This is a genomic window from Bradyrhizobium lablabi (assembly GCF_900141755.1).
Classification (GTDB): Bacteria; Pseudomonadota; Alphaproteobacteria; order Rhizobiales; family Xanthobacteraceae; genus Bradyrhizobium; species Bradyrhizobium lablabi_A.
In genome coordinates, this window is record NZ_LT670844.1 from 5,955,030 (window position 1) to 5,978,098 (window position 23,069).

General features: G+C 67.0%; 1 protein-coding gene (only partly in view). It reads left to right on the forward strand.

Annotation, left to right across the window (positions count from 1 at the left end; genetic code table 11):
* A protein-coding gene (locus B5526_RS27890; RefSeq protein ID WP_172842121.1) for a leukotoxin LktA family filamentous adhesin crosses the window boundary here: on the forward strand, positions 1–23,069 show its 5' portion. Its footprint extends 3,526 nt past the window's final position; only the first 23,069 of its 26,595 coding nucleotides appear in the window; its start codon is at positions 1–3; its stop codon lies beyond the right edge, outside the window.

Genomic DNA, 23,069 nt, shown 5'->3' on the forward strand with positions numbered 1-23,069 from the left:
ATGCAGGCACGGGTCCGCAGTTTCGATACTACGGTGCCGGCCGGCGTACAGCGGCAATCTCCCGGCAACAACATCGTCACCGACGGCCAGACTGCGACGACCCTGCACGTGCACGGACGCACGACGACAATCACCACGTCGACGATGAGCGGCGGCAACGCGTTCAATTCCTTCAAGACCTTCTCGGAAGGCGAAGGAAACACCGTCAATCTTATCGTGCCGAATGCCGCGGGAAAGCTCGTCAACATCGTCCGCGAAGGCCCGGTCAATATCCAGGGCATCCTCAATTCGTACCAGAACGGAAAGATCGGCGGCAACGTTGTCTTCGCTGACTCCTACGGTTTCGTGGTCGGTGCCTCCGGCAGTATCAATGTCGGCGGCCTGACTGTCGTCACACCGACGAAAGCTGTCATCGACAGGATGATTTCCGGCGGAGCCGTCAACAACGCCCTCGTGGCGCGCGTTGTGACGGGCGACGTTCCGCTATCGCCTGACGGTTCGGTCGTTATCAACGGCCGCGTCAACGCCACGCACTTCATCAAGATCACAGCAACCGATGTGCGCGTCGCTGGCTCGCTGCAAGCGGCTCGCCAAGTTGCCGAGCAGAAGGCCCAATTCGCGGCCACCGTAAACACGCGCGGATGGCAGGGCAGCGGTACGCTCGTCTCGCATAACGGCAGCATATCGATCAGCGGCGCCAACACTGTCGCGATCGATGGCTCGGTCCGTGCCGGTTCGGCGCGGCGTGCCGGTGCTGTCTCGGTGGCGGCCGGCAAGTCGGTTCGGATTGCGGGCAGCCTGACCGCAGAGGGCGCCCCCGGACAGAGCGGCGGCAAGATCAATGTCTCTTCGGGTGGTGAGATCGCCATCGGCTCGACGGCGAAATTCAACGTCGCGGGCGCCGGCCAGGGTTCGAACGCCGGCTCGATCTCCGTAAAGGCCGGCTCAAACCTTTCGGTTGCCGACGGGGCCATATTCAATGCACATGGCGGAACCACGGGAGATGGCGGCTTCGTCGAACTGAGTACCTTAAAGGTCGAAACTCTCGGCAAGATCACTTTCGATCTCGGGTCAACGGCGGGACGGGCCGGCAGCCTGCTGCTCGATCCGGCAGATCTCGTGATCGGCGCCGTCGATCATGGCTATTCAAGCTTCACCCCGAATATCACGACCAACGGCGGCAGCGTCAATTTGCTCGCCGACAATTCCATCACGCTGGCTTCCGACGGCGTCATCGACACCACGTCGAGCAGCGGATCCGGCGCCGTCAGCCTTACCGCCCCACACATCGCCCTGCTCGGTGGGTCCCAGGTCCTGGCAAACGCTGTGGCAGGTGGGGCCGCCGGAAACGTCACGCTGACGTCCGTTGCCCCCGCATCGGGTGATGCAAGCATCGTGATCGGCGATACCTCCGGATCGCGCGCCACGATCACCGGCAAGGATCTGATATTCCACGCCACGGCGAATCCTGGCGGCAGCACCGCGCACGCGACGGTGCTGCTGACTAATTCCGATGTGACCGCGACTGGCACGCTCGACGTCACTGCCCTCGCCAGTGTTAACAAGACGGTCAACTCGGTGGGAGCTCTTGCAACCACCGACGTGCTCGCAGCGGTCGACATCCTGGCCGGCGCCAAGCTTGTCGTTGGCGGCGCTGCAACCCTGCAGGCGACCGCTTCCACCACGGTCAACGCGACAGCCGCACCGAATGCGCTATCTTCCCTGGTGGCCGATGCCTCGGCCGCCGTGGTCAATGTGGGCAGCACGGCTCGCGTTCACATCGGTGGCTCCGCCGACGTCCAGGTCACGGGCGCACTCAACTTGACCGCGAACAATACAGTCTCGAGCACGAGCAGGGCTGACGCCAGCGGTTCGTCGGCCGCAGGTACCAGCGTCGCGGTCAACATTCTGGATGTCGAGACCTCAGCGCTCATTGATGGCGCGGCCAAGATCAAGTCCGGTGCGTTGGCCCTCGCGGCGACTTCCCAGGTTACCGCCATCACCGTCTCCAAGGCAGCGGCGCAAGGTGCCGGGGCACCAGGCAGCGGCAGCACCGCGGGGCAGTATCTTTCCAACACGACGTCGGACCCGGGCAAGAAATATGCCCCCTACGAATCGACAAGTGATGGGGCCGTGAAGGCCGCCGGCGCGCTCTCGATCGCGGACGTCACGTCGAAAACGCTCGCTCAAATGTCATCGTCCGTGAATGCCGTGGTCACCGGCGCGACCAGTCTGACGAGCACGACTGGCAACTCTTCCAACGTCTTGGCGGACGGGTCGAGCGCTTCCGGATCGACCGGCGTCGGGGTCGGGGTGGCTGTCGGTCTGTCGCAAGTCTCGAACAAGGCTTTGCTGCAGCAGCGGATCCAGACGTCCGGCCTGACGCTCTCGGCCACGATGATGGGTACGGCCGCCGATAATAGCTTCGCCGTTAAGGCGACCTCTGGCGCCGCTGCCACCAATGTCGGCGTCGCCGGCGCTTTGGCGACAAATCTACTCGATTCGGAAAGCCTGGCCCAGTTCGGTTCGCCGCTGGCTATTCTCTCACGCGGTTCAGTGTCGCTGACCGCGGCCGACCTTTCGACCGCGACGTCGCTGGCGGGTCCCTCGGGCTCCGGGGCGTCGGGCGGCAAGGTCGGGGTTGGCGCCTCGGTTGCGCTGAACCTGGTGGCGACGCGTTCGACGGCGGAGCTTGCGGACGGCGCGTCGCTGTCGGGTGCCGGCGCTGTGACGCTGCAGGCGAGCGGGGTGCATGGCATCGTGACCCAGGCCGAGCAGGGATCGGCGGGCGGGGTGGCGGTGACGCCGGTGCTTGCGCTGACGCTGGCGTCGGACCGGACGCGGGCGTCGATCGGGGCGCTGGCGTCGATCGGGGCGCTGTCGGGCGGGCTGGACGCGACCGGCAATGTCGAGGTGGATGCGACGCATTTGTCGAGTGCGCTGACGGAAGCGAGCGGGTCGGCGGCGGGCGGCAAGGCGGCGGTGGGGGCGGCGCTGGCGATCGCGGTGCTGGACGAGGAGGCGATCGCGACGACGTCGTCGAGCCTCCGCACCCCGGGTTCGGTGAGCTTCGCGGCCAAGGGCGCGGCGCTGGCGGCGACCGCGGCGGTGGCCAGTGCTTCCGGCGGCAATGGCACCGACAGCGGAGGCAACTCGACCGACAAGGACAGCTCGGCAGACGCCAAGATCAGCAAGGAGACCCAGGGCGCGGGGGCGCGGGAGAGTTCGGCCGGGGTCGGCGACGCCGACCAGCAGGCGACGACGGGGAGCGCGGCCCAGAGCGAGAATGGCCAGGGCAAGACCAGCGACGGTTCGGTGGCGGTGGCGGCCGCGATCGGGGTGACGGTGCTGCAGTCGAAGGTGGAAGCCTATGTGCCGGCGTCGGTTGGCGTGAGCAGCGGCGCGCTGTCGGTGACGGCGGCGAGCAACGCCGATGCCAAGACCAGCGCCGACGGTTCGGCGGTGGGCAGTGATGCCGCGGCGGCGAAGATCGGCATTGGCGCCGGGCTGTCGCTGAACCTGGTGCGGGTCGCGAGCAATGCGCTGCTCGGCGGCGGCACGGCGTGGTCGACGGCGCCGGCCGGGGCGATCCTCGGGGTGACGGCGGATCATTACACGGCCTCGTCGCTTTTGCTGAAGGCGGTGCAGGACGATCTCGGGGTGGTGTCGCCGGTGGTGACGGTGGTGAGCCCGAACCCGGTCGATCCGGCGCGGCTGGCGCAGGCCTCGATCGTGGGTACCGGCGGGCAGCATCTGGACGTGTTCGAGGCCGACGCCTCGGCGGGGGCGGGCGGCTCCAGCGTCGGGGTGGCGGGCGCGGTGGCGCTGAACCTGGTCGATGCGCAGAGCCTGGCGCAGGTCACGGGCGGCGCCACGGTGACGGTGACGGGCAGCGGCGCGGTGGCGGCCACGAGCGACAACGAGACCTCGACGATTGCGCGGGCGATGCCGGCGGGCACCGGGGCGTCGGGCGGCAAGGTCGGGGTTGGCGCCTCGGTTGCGCTGAACCTGGTGGCGACGCGTTCGACGGCGGAGCTTGCGGACGGCGCGTCGCTGTCGGGTGCCGGCGCTGTGACGCTGCAGGCGAGCGGGGTGCATGGCATCGTGACCCAGGCCGAGCAGGGATCGGCGGGCGGGGTGGCGGTGACGCCGGTGCTCGCGCTGACGCTGGCGTCGGACCGGACGCGGGCGTCGATCGGGGCGCTGGCGGGCGGGCTGGACGCGACCGGCAATGTCGAGGTGGATGCGACGCATTTGTCGAGTGCGCTGACGGAAGCGAGCGGGTCGGCGGCGGGCGGCAAGGCGGCGGTGGGGGCGGCGCTGGCGATCGCGGTGCTGGACGAGGAGGCGATCGCGACGACGTCGTCGAGCCTCCGCACCCCGGGTTCGGTGAGCTTCGCGGCCAAGGGCGCGGCGCTGGCGGCGACCGCGGCGGTGGCCAGTGCTTCCGGCGGCAATGGCACCGACAGCGGAGGCAACTCGACCGACAAGGACAGCTCGGCAGACGCCAAGATCAGCAAGGAGACCCAGGGCGCGGGGGCGCGGGAGAGTTCGGCCGGGGTCGGCGACGCCGACCAGCAGGCGACGACGGGGAGCGCGGCCCAGAGCGAGAATGGCCAGGGCAAGACCAGCGACGGTTCGGTGGCGGTGGCGGCCGCGATCGGGGTGACGGTGCTGCAGTCGAAGGTGGAAGCCTATGTGCCGGCGTCGGTTGGCGTGAGCAGCGGCGCGCTGTCGGTGACGGCGGCGAGCAACGCCGATGCCAAGACCAGCGCCGACGGTTCGGCGGTGGGCAGTGATGCCGCGGCGGCGAAGATCGGCATTGGCGCCGGGCTGTCGCTGAACCTGGTGCGGGTCGCGAGCAATGCGCTGCTCGGCGGCGGCACGGCGTGGTCGACGGCGCCGGCCGGGGCGATCCTCGGGGTGACGGCGGATCATTACACGGCCTCGTCGCTTTTGCTGAAGGCGGTGCAGGACGATCTCGGGGTGGTGTCGCCGGTGGTGACGGTGGTGAGCCCGAACCCGGTCGATCCGGCGCGGCTGGCGCAGGCCTCGATCGTGGGTACCGGCGGGCAGCATCTGGACGTGTTCGAGGCCGACGCCTCGGCGGGGGCGGGCGGCTCCAGCGTCGGGGTGGCGGGTGCGGTGGCGCTGAACCTGGTCGATGCGCAGAGCCTGGCGCAGGTCACGGGCGGCGCCACGGTGACGGTGACGGGCAGCGGCGCGGTGGCGGCCACGAGCGACAACGAGACCTCGACGATTGCGCGGGCGATGCCGGCGGGCACCGGGGCGTCGGGCGGCAAGGTCGGGGTTGGGGCCTCGGTTGCGCTGAACCTGGTGGCGACGCGTTCGACGGCGGAGCTTGCGGACGGCGCGTCGCTGTCGGGTGCCGGCGCTGTGACGCTGCAGGCGAGCGGGGTGCATGGCATCGTGACCCAGGCCGAGCAGGGATCGGCGGGCGGGGTGGCGGTGACGCCGGTGCTCGCGCTGACGCTGGCGTCGGACCGGACGCGGGCGTCGATCGGGGCGCTGTCGGGCGGGCTGGACGCGACCGGCAATGTCGAGGTGGATGCGACGCATTTGTCGAGTGCGCTGACGGAAGCGAGCGGGTCGGCGGCGGGCGGCAAGGCGGCGGTGGGGGCGGCGCTGGCGATCGCGGTGCTGGACGAGGAGGCGATCGCGACGACGTCGTCGAGCCTCCGCACCCCGGGTTCGGTGAGCTTCGCGGCCAAGGGCGCGGCGCTGGCGGCGACCGCGGCGGTGGCCAGTGCTTCCGGCGGCAATGGCACCGACAGCGGAGGCAACTCGACCGACAAGGACAGCTCGGCAGACGCCAAGATCAGCAAGGAGACCCAGGGCGCGGGGGCGCGGGAGAGTTCGGCCGGGGTCGGCGACGCCGACCAGCAGGCGACGACGGGGAGCGCGGCCCAGAGCGAGAATGGCCAGGGCAAGACCAGCGACGGTTCGGTGGCGGTGGCGGCCGCGATCGGGGTGACGGTGCTGCAGTCGAAGGTGGAAGCCTATGTGCCGGCGTCGGTTGGCGTGAGCAGCGGCGCGCTGTCGGTGACGGCGGCGAGCAACGCCGATGCCAAGACCAGCGCCGACGGTTCGGCGGTGGGCAGTGATGCCGCGGCGGCGAAGATCGGCATTGGCGCCGGGCTGTCGCTGAACCTGGTGCGGGTCGCGAGCAATGCGCTGCTCGGCGGCGGCACGGCGTGGTCGACGGCGCCGGCCGGGGCGATCCTCGGGGTGACGGCGGATCATTACACGGCCTCGTCGCTTTTGCTGAAGGCGGTGCAGGACGATCTCGGGGTGGTGTCGCCGGTGGTGACGGTGGTGAGCCCGAACCCGGTCGATCCGGCGCGGCTGGCGCAGGCCTCGATCGTGGGTACCGGCGGGCAGCATCTGGACGTGTTCGAGGCCGACGCCTCGGCGGGGGCGGGCGGCTCCAGCGTCGGGGTGGCGGGTGCGGTGGCGCTGAACCTGGTCGATGCGCAGAGCCTGGCGCAGGTCACGGGCGGCGCCACGGTGACGGTGACGGGCAGCGGCGCGGTGGCGGCCACGAGCGACAACGAGACCTCGACGATTGCGCGGGCGATGCCGGCGGGCACCGGGGCGTCGGGCGGCAAGGTCGGGGTTGGGGCCTCGGTTGCGCTGAACCTGGTGGCGACGCGTTCGACGGCGGAGCTTGCGGACGGCGCGTCGCTGTCGGGTGCCGGCGCTGTGACGCTGCAGGCGAGCGGGGTGCATGGCATCGTGACCCAGGCCGAGCAGGGATCGGCGGGCGGGGTGGCGGTGACGCCGGTGCTCGCGCTGACGCTGGCGTCGGACCGGACGCGGGCGTCGATCGGGGCGCTGGCGGGCGGGCTGGACGCGACCGGCAATGTCGAGGTGGATGCGACGCATTTGTCGAGTGCGCTGACGGAAGCGAGCGGGTCGGCGGCGGGCGGCAAGGCGGCGGTGGGGGCGGCGCTGGCGATCGCGGTGCTGGACGAGGAGGCGATCGCGACGACGTCGTCGAGCCTCCGCACCCCGGGTTCGGTGAGCTTCGCGGCCAAGGGCGCGGCGCTGGCGGCGACCGCGGCGGTGGCCAGTGCTTCCGGCGGCAATGGCACCGACAGCGGAGGCAACTCGACCGACAAGGACAGCTCGGCAGACGCCAAGATCAGCAAGGAGACCCAGGGCGCGGGGGCGCGGGAGAGTTCGGCCGGGGTCGGCGACGCCGACCAGCAGGCGACGACGGGGAGCGCGGCCCAGAGCGAGAATGGCCAGGGCAAGACCAGCGACGGTTCGGTGGCGGTGGCGGCCGCGATCGGGGTGACGGTGCTGCAGTCGAAGGTGGAAGCCTATGTGCCGGCGTCGGTTGGCGTGAGCAGCGGCGCGCTGTCGGTGACGGCGGCGAGCAACGCCGATGCCAAGACCAGCGCCGACGGTTCGGCGGTGGGCAGTGATGCCGCGGCGGCGAAGATCGGCATTGGCGCCGGGCTGTCGCTGAACCTGGTGCGGGTCGCGAGCAATGCGCTGCTCGGCGGCGGCACGGCGTGGTCGACGGCGCCGGCCGGGGCGATCCTCGGGGTGACGGCGGATCATTACACGGCCTCGTCGCTTTTGCTGAAGGCGGTGCAGGACGATCTCGGGGTGGTGTCGCCGGTGGTGACGGTGGTGAGCCCGAACCCGGTCGATCCGGCGCGGCTGGCGCAGGCCTCGATCGTGGGTACCGGCGGGCAGCATCTGGACGTGTTCGAGGCCGACGCCTCGGCGGGGGCGGGCGGCTCCAGCGTCGGGGTGGCGGGTGCGGTGGCGCTGAACCTGGTCGATGCGCAGAGCCTGGCGCAGGTCACGGGCGGCGCCACGGTGACGGTGACGGGCAGCGGCGCGGTGGCGGCCACGAGCGACAACGAGACCTCGACGATTGCGCGGGCGATGCCGGCGGGCACCGGGGCGTCGGGCGGCAAGGTCGGGGTTGGGGCCTCGGTTGCGCTGAACCTGGTGGCGACGCGTTCGACGGCGGAGCTTGCGGACGGCGCGTCGCTGTCGGGTGCCGGCGCTGTGACGCTGCAGGCGAGCGGGGTGCATGGCATCGTGACCCAGGCCGAGCAGGGATCGGCGGGCGGGGTGGCGGTGACGCCGGTGCTCGCGCTGACGCTGGCGTCGGACCGGACGCGGGCGTCGATCGGGGCGCTGGCGGGCGGGCTGGACGCGACCGGCAATGTCGAGGTGGATGCGACGCATTTGTCGAGTGCGCTGACGGAAGCGAGCGGGTCGGCGGCGGGCGGCAAGGCGGCGGTGGGGGCGGCGCTGGCGATCGCGGTGCTGGACGAGGAGGCGATCGCGACGACGTCGTCGAGCCTCCGCACCCCGGGTTCGGTGAGCTTCGCGGCCAAGGGCGCGGCGCTGGCGGCGACCGCGGCGGTGGCCAGTGCTTCCGGCGGCAATGGCACCGACAGCGGCGGCAACTCGACCGACAAGGACGGCTCGGCAGACGCCAAGGTGCAGAAGCAGTCGACCGACAGCAACCAGCGCCTGAGCGACGCCAAGATCGGCGACAGCGATCAGCAGAGCACGGTCGGCTCCGAAGGAGCGAGTGCGAACGGCAAGGCGTCGACAAGCGAGGGCGGCGTCGCCGTAGCCGCGGCGATTGCGGTCGACGTATCGACGGTAAAAGTAAAGGCCTATGTGCCGGTATCCGTCGGGGTAAAGGCCGGTCAGGCGCTCTTGGTGACGTCGGTCTCCAACGTTGATGCGAAGACGAGTGCGGATGGATCGACCACGGCTGGCTCAGGCAGCGGTTCGTCGTCGACAAAGGTAGGCGTGGGCGCGGCTGTCGCGGTGAACGTCATCACCGTCGACAATCGCGCTGAATTGGGTACCGCCGCGACTGCGAACAGCGCCGTGCAGATTGTGGGCGTCACGGCGGGGCACTATGACGGTTCTGCACTGAACATATCGGCGCTGAAGACGGATCTCGGCGTTGCCTCACCGACCGCTGTCGGCGGGGCAGACCTGCCTCACGCACCCTCTGCCACCACAGCGCTGGGGCGGCTCGACCAGATTGTCGCTTATGCGAAGTCAGGTTCGAGCGGCGCCAATATCGGCATCGCCGGTTCGGTGGCCGTCAATGCGCTCACCAGCAACAGCGTCGCAGACATCGACTCCGGCGCCATCGTCAACATTGTCCCGACGGGTCCGAGCGGCGGTGGCGTGACCCTCGCGTCGGACAACGAGGCCTATGTGGCGGGGTCGGCGATTCCGGCACAAGACGGTGTGAGCGGTGCGAAGGTCGGAGCGGGCGCGTCCGTCGTTCTCAACACGGTGCTGAATACGAGCGAAGCCTCGCTGGCGCAGAATGCCGGATTGACGGGCGCGAGTTCGCTGGCGGTCACGGCGGATTCGCATTTGGATACCGATGCGCTGGCGCAGGCCGGCGCCAAGGGGGGCACCGCGCTCGACGCCGTGGTCGCGTTCACAATCCTGTCGGAGAAGACCAAGGCCTCGATCGAGTCCGGTGGACTTGTATCGGTGGGCGGTGACGTCACGGTCCGCGCCACCAGCGCGGGTGCGCACAGCGCGATCGCGTCCGGCTCGGCCGCAAGCTCGGGAAGCGGCGGCGTTGCGGTCGGCGGTTCGGTCGCGTTGATCACCGGCACCGGATTGTTCAACGCCATCTCCGGGGCAGGCGGCCCCATTACCACCGACACCGAGGCCAGGATCGCACGAGATGTGACCTCGGCGCACGATCTCATGGTCTCCGCATCGGGCACGCACACCTATGCCGCATCCTCGACCGCGACGGCGGGTGGCGGATCCAGCGAGGACAAGGGCGCGGCCGGCGGTAGCAAATCCGTCAGCTCGAAAACGCTCGGTTCGGCGCCAGCCACCGATTCAATGAACCAGGAGCAATCCGGGTTGAGTTCTAACGGCGGCGGCAGCAGTGGCGGCAAGCTGTCGGTCGCGGCGGCACTCGGCGCGGCGATCGTCGGGGACAGCGTGAAGGCGGGCCTTGGCGACTCGCTGAAGCTGACCGCAACCCGCAATGTCCTGGTCTCCGCGACCAGCACCGACCAGGTCCAGACGCTTGGCAGTGCGGCGGCGGCGTCGAGCAATCAGGACAACGGCATCGGTATCGGTGCCGCCTTGAGTGTCATCGATAACGCCACCAAGGCAAGCATCGGCGATTCCGTGCACATTGTATCCGGCGGCTCGGTCACCGTTCAGGCGACGTCGACCGTGAACAAGGACCTCGGCGGCCTGACCGCGGAGGCGATGTCCGGCGCCTCCGGCAAGAAACTCTCGGTAGCGGGCTCGCTCGCGATCGGCATTTCCACATCGACCACGAGCGCCACCATCGGCAACAATCTCGGGATTGACGTGGTGGGCGATGCGGTGAGCCGGGTTGGCGCGGTATCGGTCACGGCGGACAACACCAGTTCGCTCACCGCGAAAGCCTGGTCGGGCAGCTATTCCTCCCAGGGCACCGGCGTCGGCGCCTCGATCGCGGCGGCGATTTCCAACGACAGCTACACCGCCTCGATCGGCAATTCGTCGACCATCAACGCTGCGAGCGTCGACGTTCACGCCACCAATGAGCGCGTCGACGACATCTTCTCGACCATCAATACGCTCGCCCAGCCGGTATCGACGACCCTGTCGGATATCAACGCCGGTCTCACGGCCAACGCCAACAATGCAAAATCGCTCGTCAGCGATGTCGACAGCGCCTCGGCCGCGTCCGATGCCGTCAGCAGTTTCAAGTCCGGCTTCGCCGACCAGATTACCAGCGACAAGAAAAAGATCCTCGACAGCCTGAAGACGACCGCGGCGCTGGCGCGCGACCTGCCGCTGCTCGGTAGCAACAATTTCTACACCGAAGTGGTTGCGGGTGCGGCCTCGGGCTCGAAGCTTGCCGTCTCCGGCGGTCTGGCGCTGCAGATCATGCTGGAGCACACGACTGCCTCGATCGGCACCAGCGCCCACATCGATGCGACCGGCGCGGTGACCCTGGATGCGCATGACAATGCGGTTTCGCGGACGCTGGTTGGGACGCTCAGCGCCTCCGGCGGTTCGAGCGCGGCGGGCATTTCGCTGGGCATTATTGTCAATTCAGGCGGCGTCGACGCCCATATCGGGTCCAACAGCACGATCTCGCAGTCGGCTTCGATCGGTGTCACCGCCGGTGCACAGCACGAGATCGACCTGTTCGAGGTCAGCGCGGCGGCGGCTGACGCGAACGGCATCGCGGGCATTCTCGGCGTGGTCTATTCGCAGGCCTCGGTTAGCGCTCAGACCGGCGCCGGTAGTTCGCTCACGTCGTCCGGCGCGGTCAATGTGGCTGCGACCAATTCGATCAGCGCCCTCAATCTGGCGGGTGGCATCGCGGTCGGCGGCAACAACGGGATCGGCGGCGTCGCCATTTCGACCACCGTCAAAAATAGCGCGACCGCTACGATCGATTCGAACTCCGGCTCGGCGACGACCGTCGACGCCGGATCGGTTTCGGTGTCGGCCCACACGGCCGAAAAGCTTATCAACGTCGGCGTTGCCGGGGCTGCTGCCGGCTCCAATGCCATTGCGGGCGTGGCAACCCCGCTGATCCAGTTACTCGACACCGAAGCCAGTATCGGCGCCAACGCGACCATCAAGGCCACCGCCGGCGACGTGTCCGTCACCGCGGCCGACGCCACCCTTCTCATCAATGTCGGAGGTGTCATCGCCATCGGCGGCAGCAATGGTGTAGGCGGCGCTGCCGCCGTTGGCGTGCTCACAGATACGATCAAGGCCGGAATCGGCGACGCCGCGACCGTCGACGCCACGGGGGCGGTGATCGTCACGGCCAACGCGAAGGAGACCGTCAGCGACGATGTCGTGTCGGGAGCCGGCGGAGGCAATGTCGGGGTCGCCGTCGCGATCGCATCGTCGGTCATCGTCGACACGACCAGTGCGACGATCGGCCTGGGCGCCAAAGTCGGTACGATCATTCGACCCAATGGGGTGCGGGTAGCGGCCGACGACACCAGCCTCGTCGTCGACCTCGCGGGTACGATCGGTGCCGGCGGAGGGACTGGCGTTGGCGCCGGCGTCGATGCCAACGTCCTCACCAAGACCACGACAGCGACGATCGACAGCAATGCGGTTGTCAAGTCGAGCGGCGATGTGGTTGTGCAGGCAACCAGTGCCGAGACCGTGTTCTCCCTGGTCGCGGGCTTCGCGGCGGGCGGCGACGCCGGTGTCGCAGGGTCGGTCGGCGCATTCGTGCTGACGGGCAACACTCTTGCGACGATCGCAAGCGGCGCCGACGTCCGCGCGGACGGCAATGTCGGCGTGATCGCCAACGATGCCGATGAACTCGACCGACTGGTCGGCAGCGGCGCCGTTGGTGGTACCGCCGGCGTTGGCGGCGCCATCGGCGTATCGGTCGCGCTGCAGAACACCAAGGCGAGCATCGGCGACACCGCCTCGGTCGAAGGCCGGGGCCTGGGCGGGACGCTCGGCGTCACCACCGGCGTTACCGGCTCGTTCTCGAACTATGGCGCGGATACACTCTCGGTGACACCGGCGACGTCCAATCTCTCCGGCACGCTCGGCAGTGATGTCAACGCGGTGACCGTGATGGACGGGAAGGCCGAAGGCGGATCGCTGTTCGTGCTCCAGCGCAAGACCACGCCCGTGGTCCAGCAGGTGCGCGGCGTCGCGGTCGCGGCCTCGGCGACAAGCTTGCTGCGCTCGCTCGCGGTCAGCGGTTCGGTGGGCGGAACCGCGGGCATTTCGATTTCCGGAGATGTGCCTGTCGTGGTCAGCGACACCGAGGCCACGATCGGGGCGGGCGCCCAGGTCAACGCATCATCCGGGTCGGCGCCGGGTGCGAACCAGTCGGTCACCGTCGCGGCCAGCAGCGATCTTTATCACCTCGGTATCGCCGGGTCGGTTGCGGTGGGCGGAACGGCCGGTGTCGGCGCCGGCGCGGAAACCACGGTGTTCAAGAACACCACGATTGCCGCAATCGGCGCAGGGTCGACGGTGAACGCCGCGCGTGACGTCGCCGTCACCGCCAAGGCGAGCGAGAATTTCGCCGGCGCCGCTGTGAGTGCGGCGGTGGGCGGAACGGTCGGTGTCGCCGGCGGCATCTCCGGCTTCGTCTCCGTCAACACGACCAAGGCCACCATCGACAGCAGCGCAGCGAGCGTGACCCACGTGTCGGCGGGCGGCAACGTTGTGGTCGACGCCGAGGACCAGACGCGGGCCATCGTCACCGGCGGCACCGTCGCAATTGGCGGCGCCGCGGCAGGCGTCGGCATCGGCATCGGGCTCGCCGTCGTCATCAAGGACACCGAGGCCGAGATCGGCGCGTTTGCCGATGTGAGGGGACTAGGCAACGGGATCGGGAACGACCTCAGCGAGTACACCGGCGCTGACTTCAGCAGCAGCCAGACTGGTCGCGGCGTCCTGGTACAGGCGAATTCGGGCGAAAGCGTTACTGGCATTGTCATCGCCGGTGCGGGCGGCCTTTATGCAGGCGTGGCCGGAGCGGTGGCCGCGGAAGTGTTTGTCGACCAGACCCGCGCCTTCATCGACCAGGGTGCTACCATCAATGGCAGCAATGGCGGCGCGAACGCCAATCAGGACGTCACCGTTACGGCCCGTGACAGCACCGTGGTGTCGATGACGGAAGGAACGGTCGCGGCGGGCCTGGCCGGAATCGGCGGCGCGGTCGACGTCGCTGTGATCACGGACGCGACCAGCGCCTTTGTCGGCGATAGCACGACCATCAACTCCGCCCGCTACGTGACCGTCGACGCGCTCACCAACCGCCAGACCTCATCGACTGTGGCAAGCGTTGCGGGCGGTCTTGCCGGCGTCGGCGCGGCGATCTCGGTTCTCGCCGTGGCGAACGGTCCGAACGCGGATCAAACATCAAAGACCGACAGCAACGGCTCCTTCACGGATTCGGCGAACCAGAAGCTTTCCGACAACACCATCGACAGCCAGTTCCTGTCCTCCTCCACCAACAGCAACGTGCGCGGGGCCAGCACCCAGGCGCAGAGCTACAAGAGCAAGCTCAATCTGCAGCCGACGCTGCCGACCGGAATCGCCCCGGGCAACTCGGCAACCATAGGCCACGCCACGGTCACCGCCGGAAGCGACGTCAACGTCCGGGCGCGCGACGTCGTCAATGCGGCGATCGCGGACGGCGCCGTGACGCTCGGGGCTGGTGGCGGAGCCGGTATTGGCGTCGCCGTGGTGAACGTCAACAACACCGCGACCGTAACCAACGGCGCCAACATCACCGCCGGGGCGCTCGACGTATCGGCGGTGTCGGACCGGAACTTGAATGGCGATGGCGTCGCGGCCACGGCCGTCGGCGTCGCGGCGGCCCTGATGAGCCTGACCGATACGACATCGACGACGGCTTCGATCGGAGGTTCGACGGTCAGCACCGGCGGCAGCGCGCAGGTCCACGCCACCAATAACGAGCAGATCACCATCGCGACCGCGACACTGGCATCCGGCGCCGCTGGCGGACTGAGTTTGGTGATCGTGAACCCCGATACCGAAGCCAGGATCGACGGCGCGTCGACGATTACGGCTGCCACCGCGGCGAATGGTGACGTCGAGGTTACCTCGAACAACATCATCAACATCAATAGTGGCGCGGCGGGGGTCGCAGTCGGCGGCGGCGGCGTCGGGCTGACCATTGTCGTCGAATTGCCGACGGCCATAGCTATGGTCGGCGCCGGCGACACGATCACCTCCGGTGTCACCGGCGCGAGTGCGACGGCAGGCGATGTGCTCGTCAGCGCGTCCACCCAGGAATCCATGCTCAGCCTCGGCGCCGGCGCCTCGCTGGGCAACGGCATCGGCGGGGCGCTCAGCATCGTCACGCGCACCGAGACCACAAATGCGGAAGTCGAAGCCGCCACGATTACGGCGACAGGCAACGTCGGTGTGGTCGCGACCTCGACAAGCGCCGACGATCTCGCGATCGGCGGTGCCGCGGTCGGCGGCGGCGCGGGCATCGGCGGGTCACTCGGCGTGACGGTGCTATCCTCGACCGTGACGGCCTCGATCGACGCCAATGCCGACGTGACCGCGCTCGGCCTTGGCGCCGATCTGACCTACATCAAGGCCTACCAGACCAACTTCAGCGCCTACGGGTCCGGCGATACGATCAAGGCGGCCACCGTGGAGGGCGTGTCGGGCGGTGCCGACGTTCAGATGCCGGTGACGACCGGCGATGTGCGCCAGATCGGCGCCGACCTGCTGCTGAAAAAAGGGACGGTCAGCGCCACCACGGCCACCGGCCGGGGCGTCGTGGTGAATGCCGCGAAAGCGCAATCGATCCGCTCGATTGCGGTCAGTGGCGGCCTTGGCGGGCTTGCCGGCGTTGGCCTTTCCGGTGACGTCCCGGTGATTTCGGACACAACAACCGCGACCATCGGAGCCAATGCGCAGATCAATCAGCGCCAAACCGGTTCAGCGGGTGCGTTGCAGTCGGCCATCGTCGCGGCGACCAGCGATACTTACTCGCTGAACATTGTCGGCGCGATTGCCGGCGGCGGCACGGCCGGCATCGGGGCCAGCGTCTCGACGGCGATCGTCTCGAACACCACCAATGCCACGATCGGTCAAAATGCGCTTGTATCGGCAAAGAACAACGTCGCCGTCACCGCGCTCGCCGCCGAGGATTTCGCGATGGTCGCCGCGGCCGGCGCCGCGGGTGGCATTGCCGGCATCGCCGGCGGTCTGTCGCTGATCTCGATCGACGACCACACCAAGGCGCTGATCGACCAGGGTGCAATCGTCAAGGCCGATAACGACGTCATTGTAGCCGCGAACGACCTCACCCGCGAGGCGACCTTCGCGGGTAGCATCGTTCTGTCCGGCGGTGCGGGTATCGGCGCAGCGGTGAGCGTGGGGCTCATCAGCAAGCACACCGACGCGGTCATCGATCAGAATGCGCGGGTCTCTGGCCTCGCCAAAGGCTCGGACACCTTCAACGAACTGACGGGATCCGACGCCACCACCACCCGTAACGGACAGGGCGTGCTGGTCGATGCCGAATCGGCCGAGAGCGCCTATATTTTCGCGCTCGGTGCCGGCGGCGCCGGGGTTGTTGCGGCGGCGGGTGCAATCGCTGTCGATGTGTTCAACACCAACACCTTTGCCACCATCAACAGCGGCGCGGTCATCAACGGGGCTGCCGGCGGGACGGCGCAGCAGGACGTCGCCGTCACGGCACGCGACCTGACCGGCATCGTCAGCATGAATCACGGCATCGCGATTTCCGGCGTGGCGAGCCTCGCCGGCGGCGTCGACGTTGGCGTGCTGAACAGCAATGTCGGAGCTTCGATCGGCGACGCGACGGTCAGCGCGGGCCGTGACGTCCTCGTCAACGCGGTGGCCAGCAAGGCCATCGACTCGACCGCCGTCAGCGCCGCCGCCTCCACGATCGCTTTGTCGGCGGGCGTCTCCGTCTATTCGATCGGTAACGGCGTCGATCCGAACGGCAAGGCGACCGACGAACTCAAGACCTCGGATTCCTCCGGCAGCGTCACCAATTTCGCAGGCAGCAGCCTGTCCGTCGGCGGCAAGCTCGGCAGCTCGGCGACCAGCACGACCTCCGCCTCGAACGGCAAGAACTCCGGTTCTTCGACCGCGACGTCGAGCGCCGGCAGCGCCAGCGCAACGCTCAACGCCAAGCTCGGCTCGATCGACGTCTCCGGTAAGATGACCGCGCAGAACGCCGCCGTCGCGGGCACCTCGGCCACCATCGGCAACGCCAAAATTACCGCCGGAGGTGCGGTCAAGCTGAACGGCACCGATCAGGTCGGATACGCCGCACAAACCGGCGCACTGTCCGTCGGCGGTTTCGGGGTCGGCGCCGGCGTCGGCATCTTCACCGACAGCGCCACCACCACGGCGACCATCACCGGCACCGGCACCGGGAATCTCAGTGCCGCCTCGATTTCAGTCCTGGCCAACACCGGCCGTACCGCGAACCTGACCTCCTATGCCGGCTCCGTCGCGCTGCTTGGGGCGCTCGAAGCCGACGTGGCGCTGGTGACTGACAACTCGATCACGCGAGCCGGTGTCACGGGCTACTCGATCACCGACACAGGCGGCTTGACGGTCGAAGCGACATCGAGCCGTCACCTGAACGCGACCGCGTCCGGCGTCGCTGCAGCGCTCGGGGCTGGCGTCGGCGTGTCCGAGGCCAAGGCCGAGATCGGCGGCTCGGTCACAACGACCTTGCAGGCTCTCGCGGTTGGCAACTCAACGACTTCGTCCGGCCTGGTCACGGCGGAAGCACTCTCCAACGATTCCGCCAACGCGACCGCGTCTTCGGCCGCCGGCGGCCTCGGCGGCGCGGGCAGCGGCGCGGAATCCACCGCGACGGTCAATCCGCAAGTGACACTGACCCTGAGCGGCGACACCATCTACTCGAACGATGCGGTGACGTTGTTATCCAGGGCCACGGATTCCGCGAACGCGCACTCCGAAGGCATCGCGGTCGCCGGAGGCCTTTCGGTCGGTGCCTCGATCGCCAACGCCAGCCTGGGGCCGCAGGTGCAAATCACGATCACGGGCGGGGACATCGAGGCCGCCTCGCTGCAATCCGATGCACAAGCCCTTTCAGGCGGCGCGACCGCCTTTGCGTCCGGTGCTTCCGGTGCCTTCATCGGCGTCAATGCGACCGAGGCATCGGCGAGCGATTCGTCGACAGCGAATGCGAACGGCGGTGGCGGCATCATCAACACGACCGGTGCGCTGAACTTCAACGCGAAGACGGACGAAAACAACAATTCCAACGCCACGGGTCTGGCCGTCGGGATTGTTGCGATCGGCGCCAACATCTCGACCGCATCCACGAACACGCAGACCAAGGCGACGTTTACCAACATGTCGAAGCTTTCCGGCGGGTCCATTTCGCTGGATGCGGAGAGCTCGGACAACAATGTTGCGACTTCTACCTCAGGCAGCGGCGGGGTGATCTCGGGTGCCTCCTCGACCGCGAAGACGATCTCGAACAATCTCACCGTCGCCCAGATTTCCGGTACGCTTGGAACGGGCGGGGTCAGGACGATCGTCGATGCCACCGGCGGGACGCTGTCGCTGATTGCGCATCACACCGATGTATTCTCGGGAAGCGTCGACAGCACCCAGGCCGCGGTGGTGGGGGCCAGCGGTGCCAGGCTCTCGCACAGTGTCGGCAGCACGGTCGCTGCCGGCTTCGGCGACAATGTGGATGCCAGCGCCCGTGACCTGACGATCGACGCGGCTAACACGGTTCGGCGGTACTTCATATGCGAAACCGGTTGCGGCATTGCGCCGGGCTCGGTCGATCTGATGGGCTGGGACGTCCAATCGGGCTCGGGTGGCTTTGTGGATGCTCCCGCAGCTACCGGCACGACGACGGTGCAGGTTATCACCTCGGCAAATCTCGGCCAGAGCACGAACGTGCATCTGATCGCGCCGGCCAGCGGCACCGGCCTCGCCAGCATCAGCGCCTCCAACGACGTCCTGGTTCACCAGAAGACCAAGGTCGATTCCGGCGGCGCGATCTCGATCGCCAGCGGCGAGGCGAATGTGACAGTGGCAGCGACGGCGACCGTCGCGTTCGGCGAGTCCAGCAGCCTGGTCGTCGACGTCGGCGATATCCGGGCGGCCGCCTGGAGCAATGTCACCGTCGATGCGCGCACCTCGGTTTCGAGCTATGGGGTCGCCGGCGCCCCGACCGGATCGGCCAAGGCCAACGTGACTGTCAACAACCTGCTTTCGACGGCCAAGAACGTTCGCGTCGAAGCCAGCAACGGGGTGTTCCCGCTTGACGGGACGGTGCCGACCAACGGCACAGTCACCCTGAATGCCGGGCGCAATCTCAGTAACCAGCCCGGGTCGCTGTCGCTCAATACCATCGTCGATCTCTACAACAACACGGTTATCCCGATCCCGACGGCGCCTGACGCCCAGTCGAACCTGACCAGCAATTCGATCATTTCGATCGCGCAATCCGACGCGCCGCCCTCGGGCGGACCGGATCCGCACTACGGCGTCAATGCCGCCGGCGACATCAACGTTTTCGCCGATCAGGGCACCATGTCGACCCGTGCCGACGGCACCGGCACCAACATTTATCTGAAAGCCCTGTCCAAGGTGGCCTCCGCCATCAGCAACCTGTTCGGCGGTGGGGATGTCAGCTTCGACATCAAGGGCGGCTCGACGCAGCAGAACGGCACCAGCGCGCTGGTGATTGACGGTCTGGTCGATACCGGAATCCGCCGGACCAAGTCACTGACCATCACCTACGGACCCGGCAATTGCGATCCCTCGAGCGCCAGCTGCATCCTGCGAACCGGCGATATCGGTTCGACAATCGGCACCTACCAGGCGGGTGGCGCAATTCTCGACCGACTCGGTCAGATTGACGCCCTGCTTACCCAATATTCCAGCGACGTCATCGCCAAGGCGGCGTACCAGAGCGAGAAGACGTTCTTGCAGGCCAAGCTGGTCGCCCTCGGCCTCGCCACCGGGAGCGGCGCGACGTTTGCTCTCAACCCCGGTGTAACGGAAGGCGCGCCGTCGACGAGCGCGGTCCAGAATCTGGCGGCGCTGACGGATGCGCTGAACACGTTCCAGGGCGAGGTGACGACGACGATCGGGACGGTCCTGAACACCGGCCTGACCAACATCTCGTTCGCCTGGAACGGAAAGGACTTGAACGGGAATTCCGATCCCAACGCCGCGGGGCAATCCTACGATGTGAAGACGAATGCTAGTTCGGCGCTGGCCAGTTACGCGAATCTAAGCAACTACTCCGCCATCAACAGCGACGGCGGGGCGGGTGGCAAGGCATTCCAGGACACGGTGCGCGACGTTAACGCCCAGATCGGCGATGGCGACACCGCGCTTACAAGCGCAGTGAGCAAGCTCGCCGATATCAAATCTTCAGCCGCTGATATCACGACACAGGTGTCGGCCATCATCAGCACGGAGCAAGACGTCGCGCAGGGCAAACAGCAATTCTCGGCGGTCCAGTCGACGCTGGCGACCTCATTTGCTTCTATCTCGACCGACCAATCCACCATCGTCAACAAGAATTCGTCGTTGCTGGCATCGGTGCAGGCGATCAAAACGGCCGCCGACACGATCAGCAGCGATCTGTCGTACATTCAGTCCGCGGCAACGCCCGGCAGCCCAACGTCCGGCGACAAGAATATTAACAATGCTGCGACCAGGACCGATTCCAATGCCGCGAACACGGGTTCGATCACCCGGATCAATAACAGTCGCCAGTTCATCAATCTGCAGATCAACGGCGGAACCGTCCCCTCCGGAACCTCCACTCCCACGACCATCATCGGCTTGTCCTCGGCAATCAGCAGCTATGCGACGCAGGTCTCGGCGCCGCCCTCCGGAAAGTCGGTTTCTGCATGGCAGACCGATCTCAACACCAAGGCGCAGGCCGTGTCTTCGTCCGGCACGTCGAGCGCGGTGGGGAACAGTCTCTATGTGCAGCTCGATAACGTCTCCGTTCAGCTCGGCAACGTCTTCCTCGGCGGGCGTTCGGTCACGACCAGCACCGGTACCGGCAAGATCTATGCGCCGGCTGATGCAAGGATCGATATCGTCAACGAAACGGCGGCGACGCTGAAAATCCAGAATCTCAACATCCCGACCAACGACGCCGGTCATATCACCCTCAACAGTGCCGCGGTCTATTCGGTCGCCGATATCGACCATATCACCGGGGTCTCGTCCGGCTTTGGCGCCGGCAACATCCTGACCGCGGCATCCACCGGCCAGCCACAGATCAACATTACCAGCAACTATAATCCGGGGAGTCTTACCTACTACAATCCAGCGAGCCCCAATCTGTACGTCAGCAGATTGCAGATCGCCCCCGACATCATCCTGATGACCGGCAAGGCGATCAACAACCTGAACGGCTCGGTCGCAATTACCAGCCAGGCCGGCAACATCTACATTCAGGGCGGCATCAACGCCGGTTCGGTCTCCGTCGTCGCCCGTAACGGCGACCTGGTGACAAGCTTCGTCAACGGTTTTGACCATGTCGGGGGCGATCCTGCGAGCCAGACGCAGGTCCCAGGATCGGCGGTAACGCCCGCCGATCCGGTGGTGACCGGGCTTGGCATCATTGCCAACGGCCAGATCTTCCTTGCCGCGCGCTACCTCAACATCAACAGTACCGTGCAGAGCGGCATCGCCAGCTGGAACTTGACGCTCAATTCAACGACGCAGCTGGTAACGACCGATGCGACCCGCGTCGCGCAGAGCGCCGCCGACGTGGCCCAAAGGGTCAGCGACTACCGCTTGGCGCCAAACAAGACAATTATTCCAAGCACCTTCAGCTACGCCAATGGGGTGACGCTGAACCTTGCTACGGGCGAGTTGACCTTCTCGATCGCGACCGCCGATTCACAGAATTTCACCGGCGCCTTTAAATTCGTCGACAGCGGCAGCGGGATGTCGAGCGGGATCTACAGTGCCCAGGCGGGAGCCAGCTACGATGCAACCGCCAAGCAGGTAGTGATTGACGGCACCTCGGTGCACGGCGGTTACATCCAGATCTTCGGCCAGATCATCAACACATCGGCCACCGGCGCCGGCAAGCTGAACGTGCTCGACGGCTTCGGCACCATCAACATCACCAACAACATCAATGTTCCCGTGGTGCTGTCGACCCTCAACACCGGCGCGGATCCGACCGGCACGGGACGGGGTACGGCCGGTGTCATCGACATCACCGATGTGCACATCGACAGCATGAACCCCAATGTTGTGGACGCGACCAAGACCATCTTCACCCGCGATCTCGACCCGGTTTCCGGGACCCGCAAGGTAAAAGTCACCCAGCAGCAGGGCATACTCGATCCGAAGACGGGTGTATTCGAGCAGGGCACACTCGATCCGGTGACGGGTCTATTCGTGCCGAATGATCATCTGCCTCTGACGAGCACGGCGTCCTCGACCGGCGATCGAACCGGCACCTACAATCCGATGCTGTATCAGCGTTATGTCTGGACCACGGCCAACGACTATACGGTCACCGACGACTTCCACCTCACGTCCGACAATATCTTCCACAGCGATGATCTGGCCGTGAACAAGTACTCGGCGTTGCAGGACGTGACTTCCTCCCGATCGGTGCCGATCCGCCTGCTGGACGGCACCTACGTATCGGCTACGACCGACACGACATTCCAGTCGATCGACGGCCGAACCCAGATCGTCACCTCGACAACCAACCAATCCGTCTCAAATTCGACGCTCGAAAGCACACTTTTCTCTACCAACCCCGTCAAGTATCAGAAGGGCCCTGCGTCACTCACACAGACGGGCAGGGAGGAGCACTGCAACTGGTACACGCTGTGTATCGCCACAAAGGTGACCGTCTATTATGAATTCGTGGTGAAATATCGCGAGATCACGACCAATTCGATGAAGGCGGATAACCCGATTGCCGTGAACTTCATCGGCGCGGATGCCGGTAGCATCAACGTGACATCCGGCAGCAACATCATCCTCAAGGGCAATATCAACAACGTCGCGGGAACGACAGCCATCACCGCGCAGAACGGCGCGTCGATCATTCAATCCTCGCTCAATCCGGTGATCACCTCGAAATCGGTCAATCTCACCGCCGGCGGATCGGTCGGCGGCGTTCCCAATCCGGGCGACACGTTCATCGGAGTGCCGGTTTCCGTCGCGCTCACCACTATCAATGGCTTGCGCGGTCAACTCGACGCGCATGCCGGCAATGGCGTCGTCTCGATCAGCTCCGCCGCGTATCTGATCATCGGACAGGTGACGGCCGCGGGCAGCGTCACGGCCGGCATGGGAAGTGTCACGCTCTCCGCCGGAACCAACATCATTGGGGCCTCTGCCAGCTCTCTGATCCAGGCCGACCAGGTTTCACTGACCGCGCTGACGGGCTCGCTCGGGTCGGTCGCCGGCGGTACCGAACTGACCGTCAATACCGGCTTCACGACCGACCAGACGTTACGGCCGTTCGGCGATCCGGCCACCACGTCCGGCATCACGGCCTATTATGG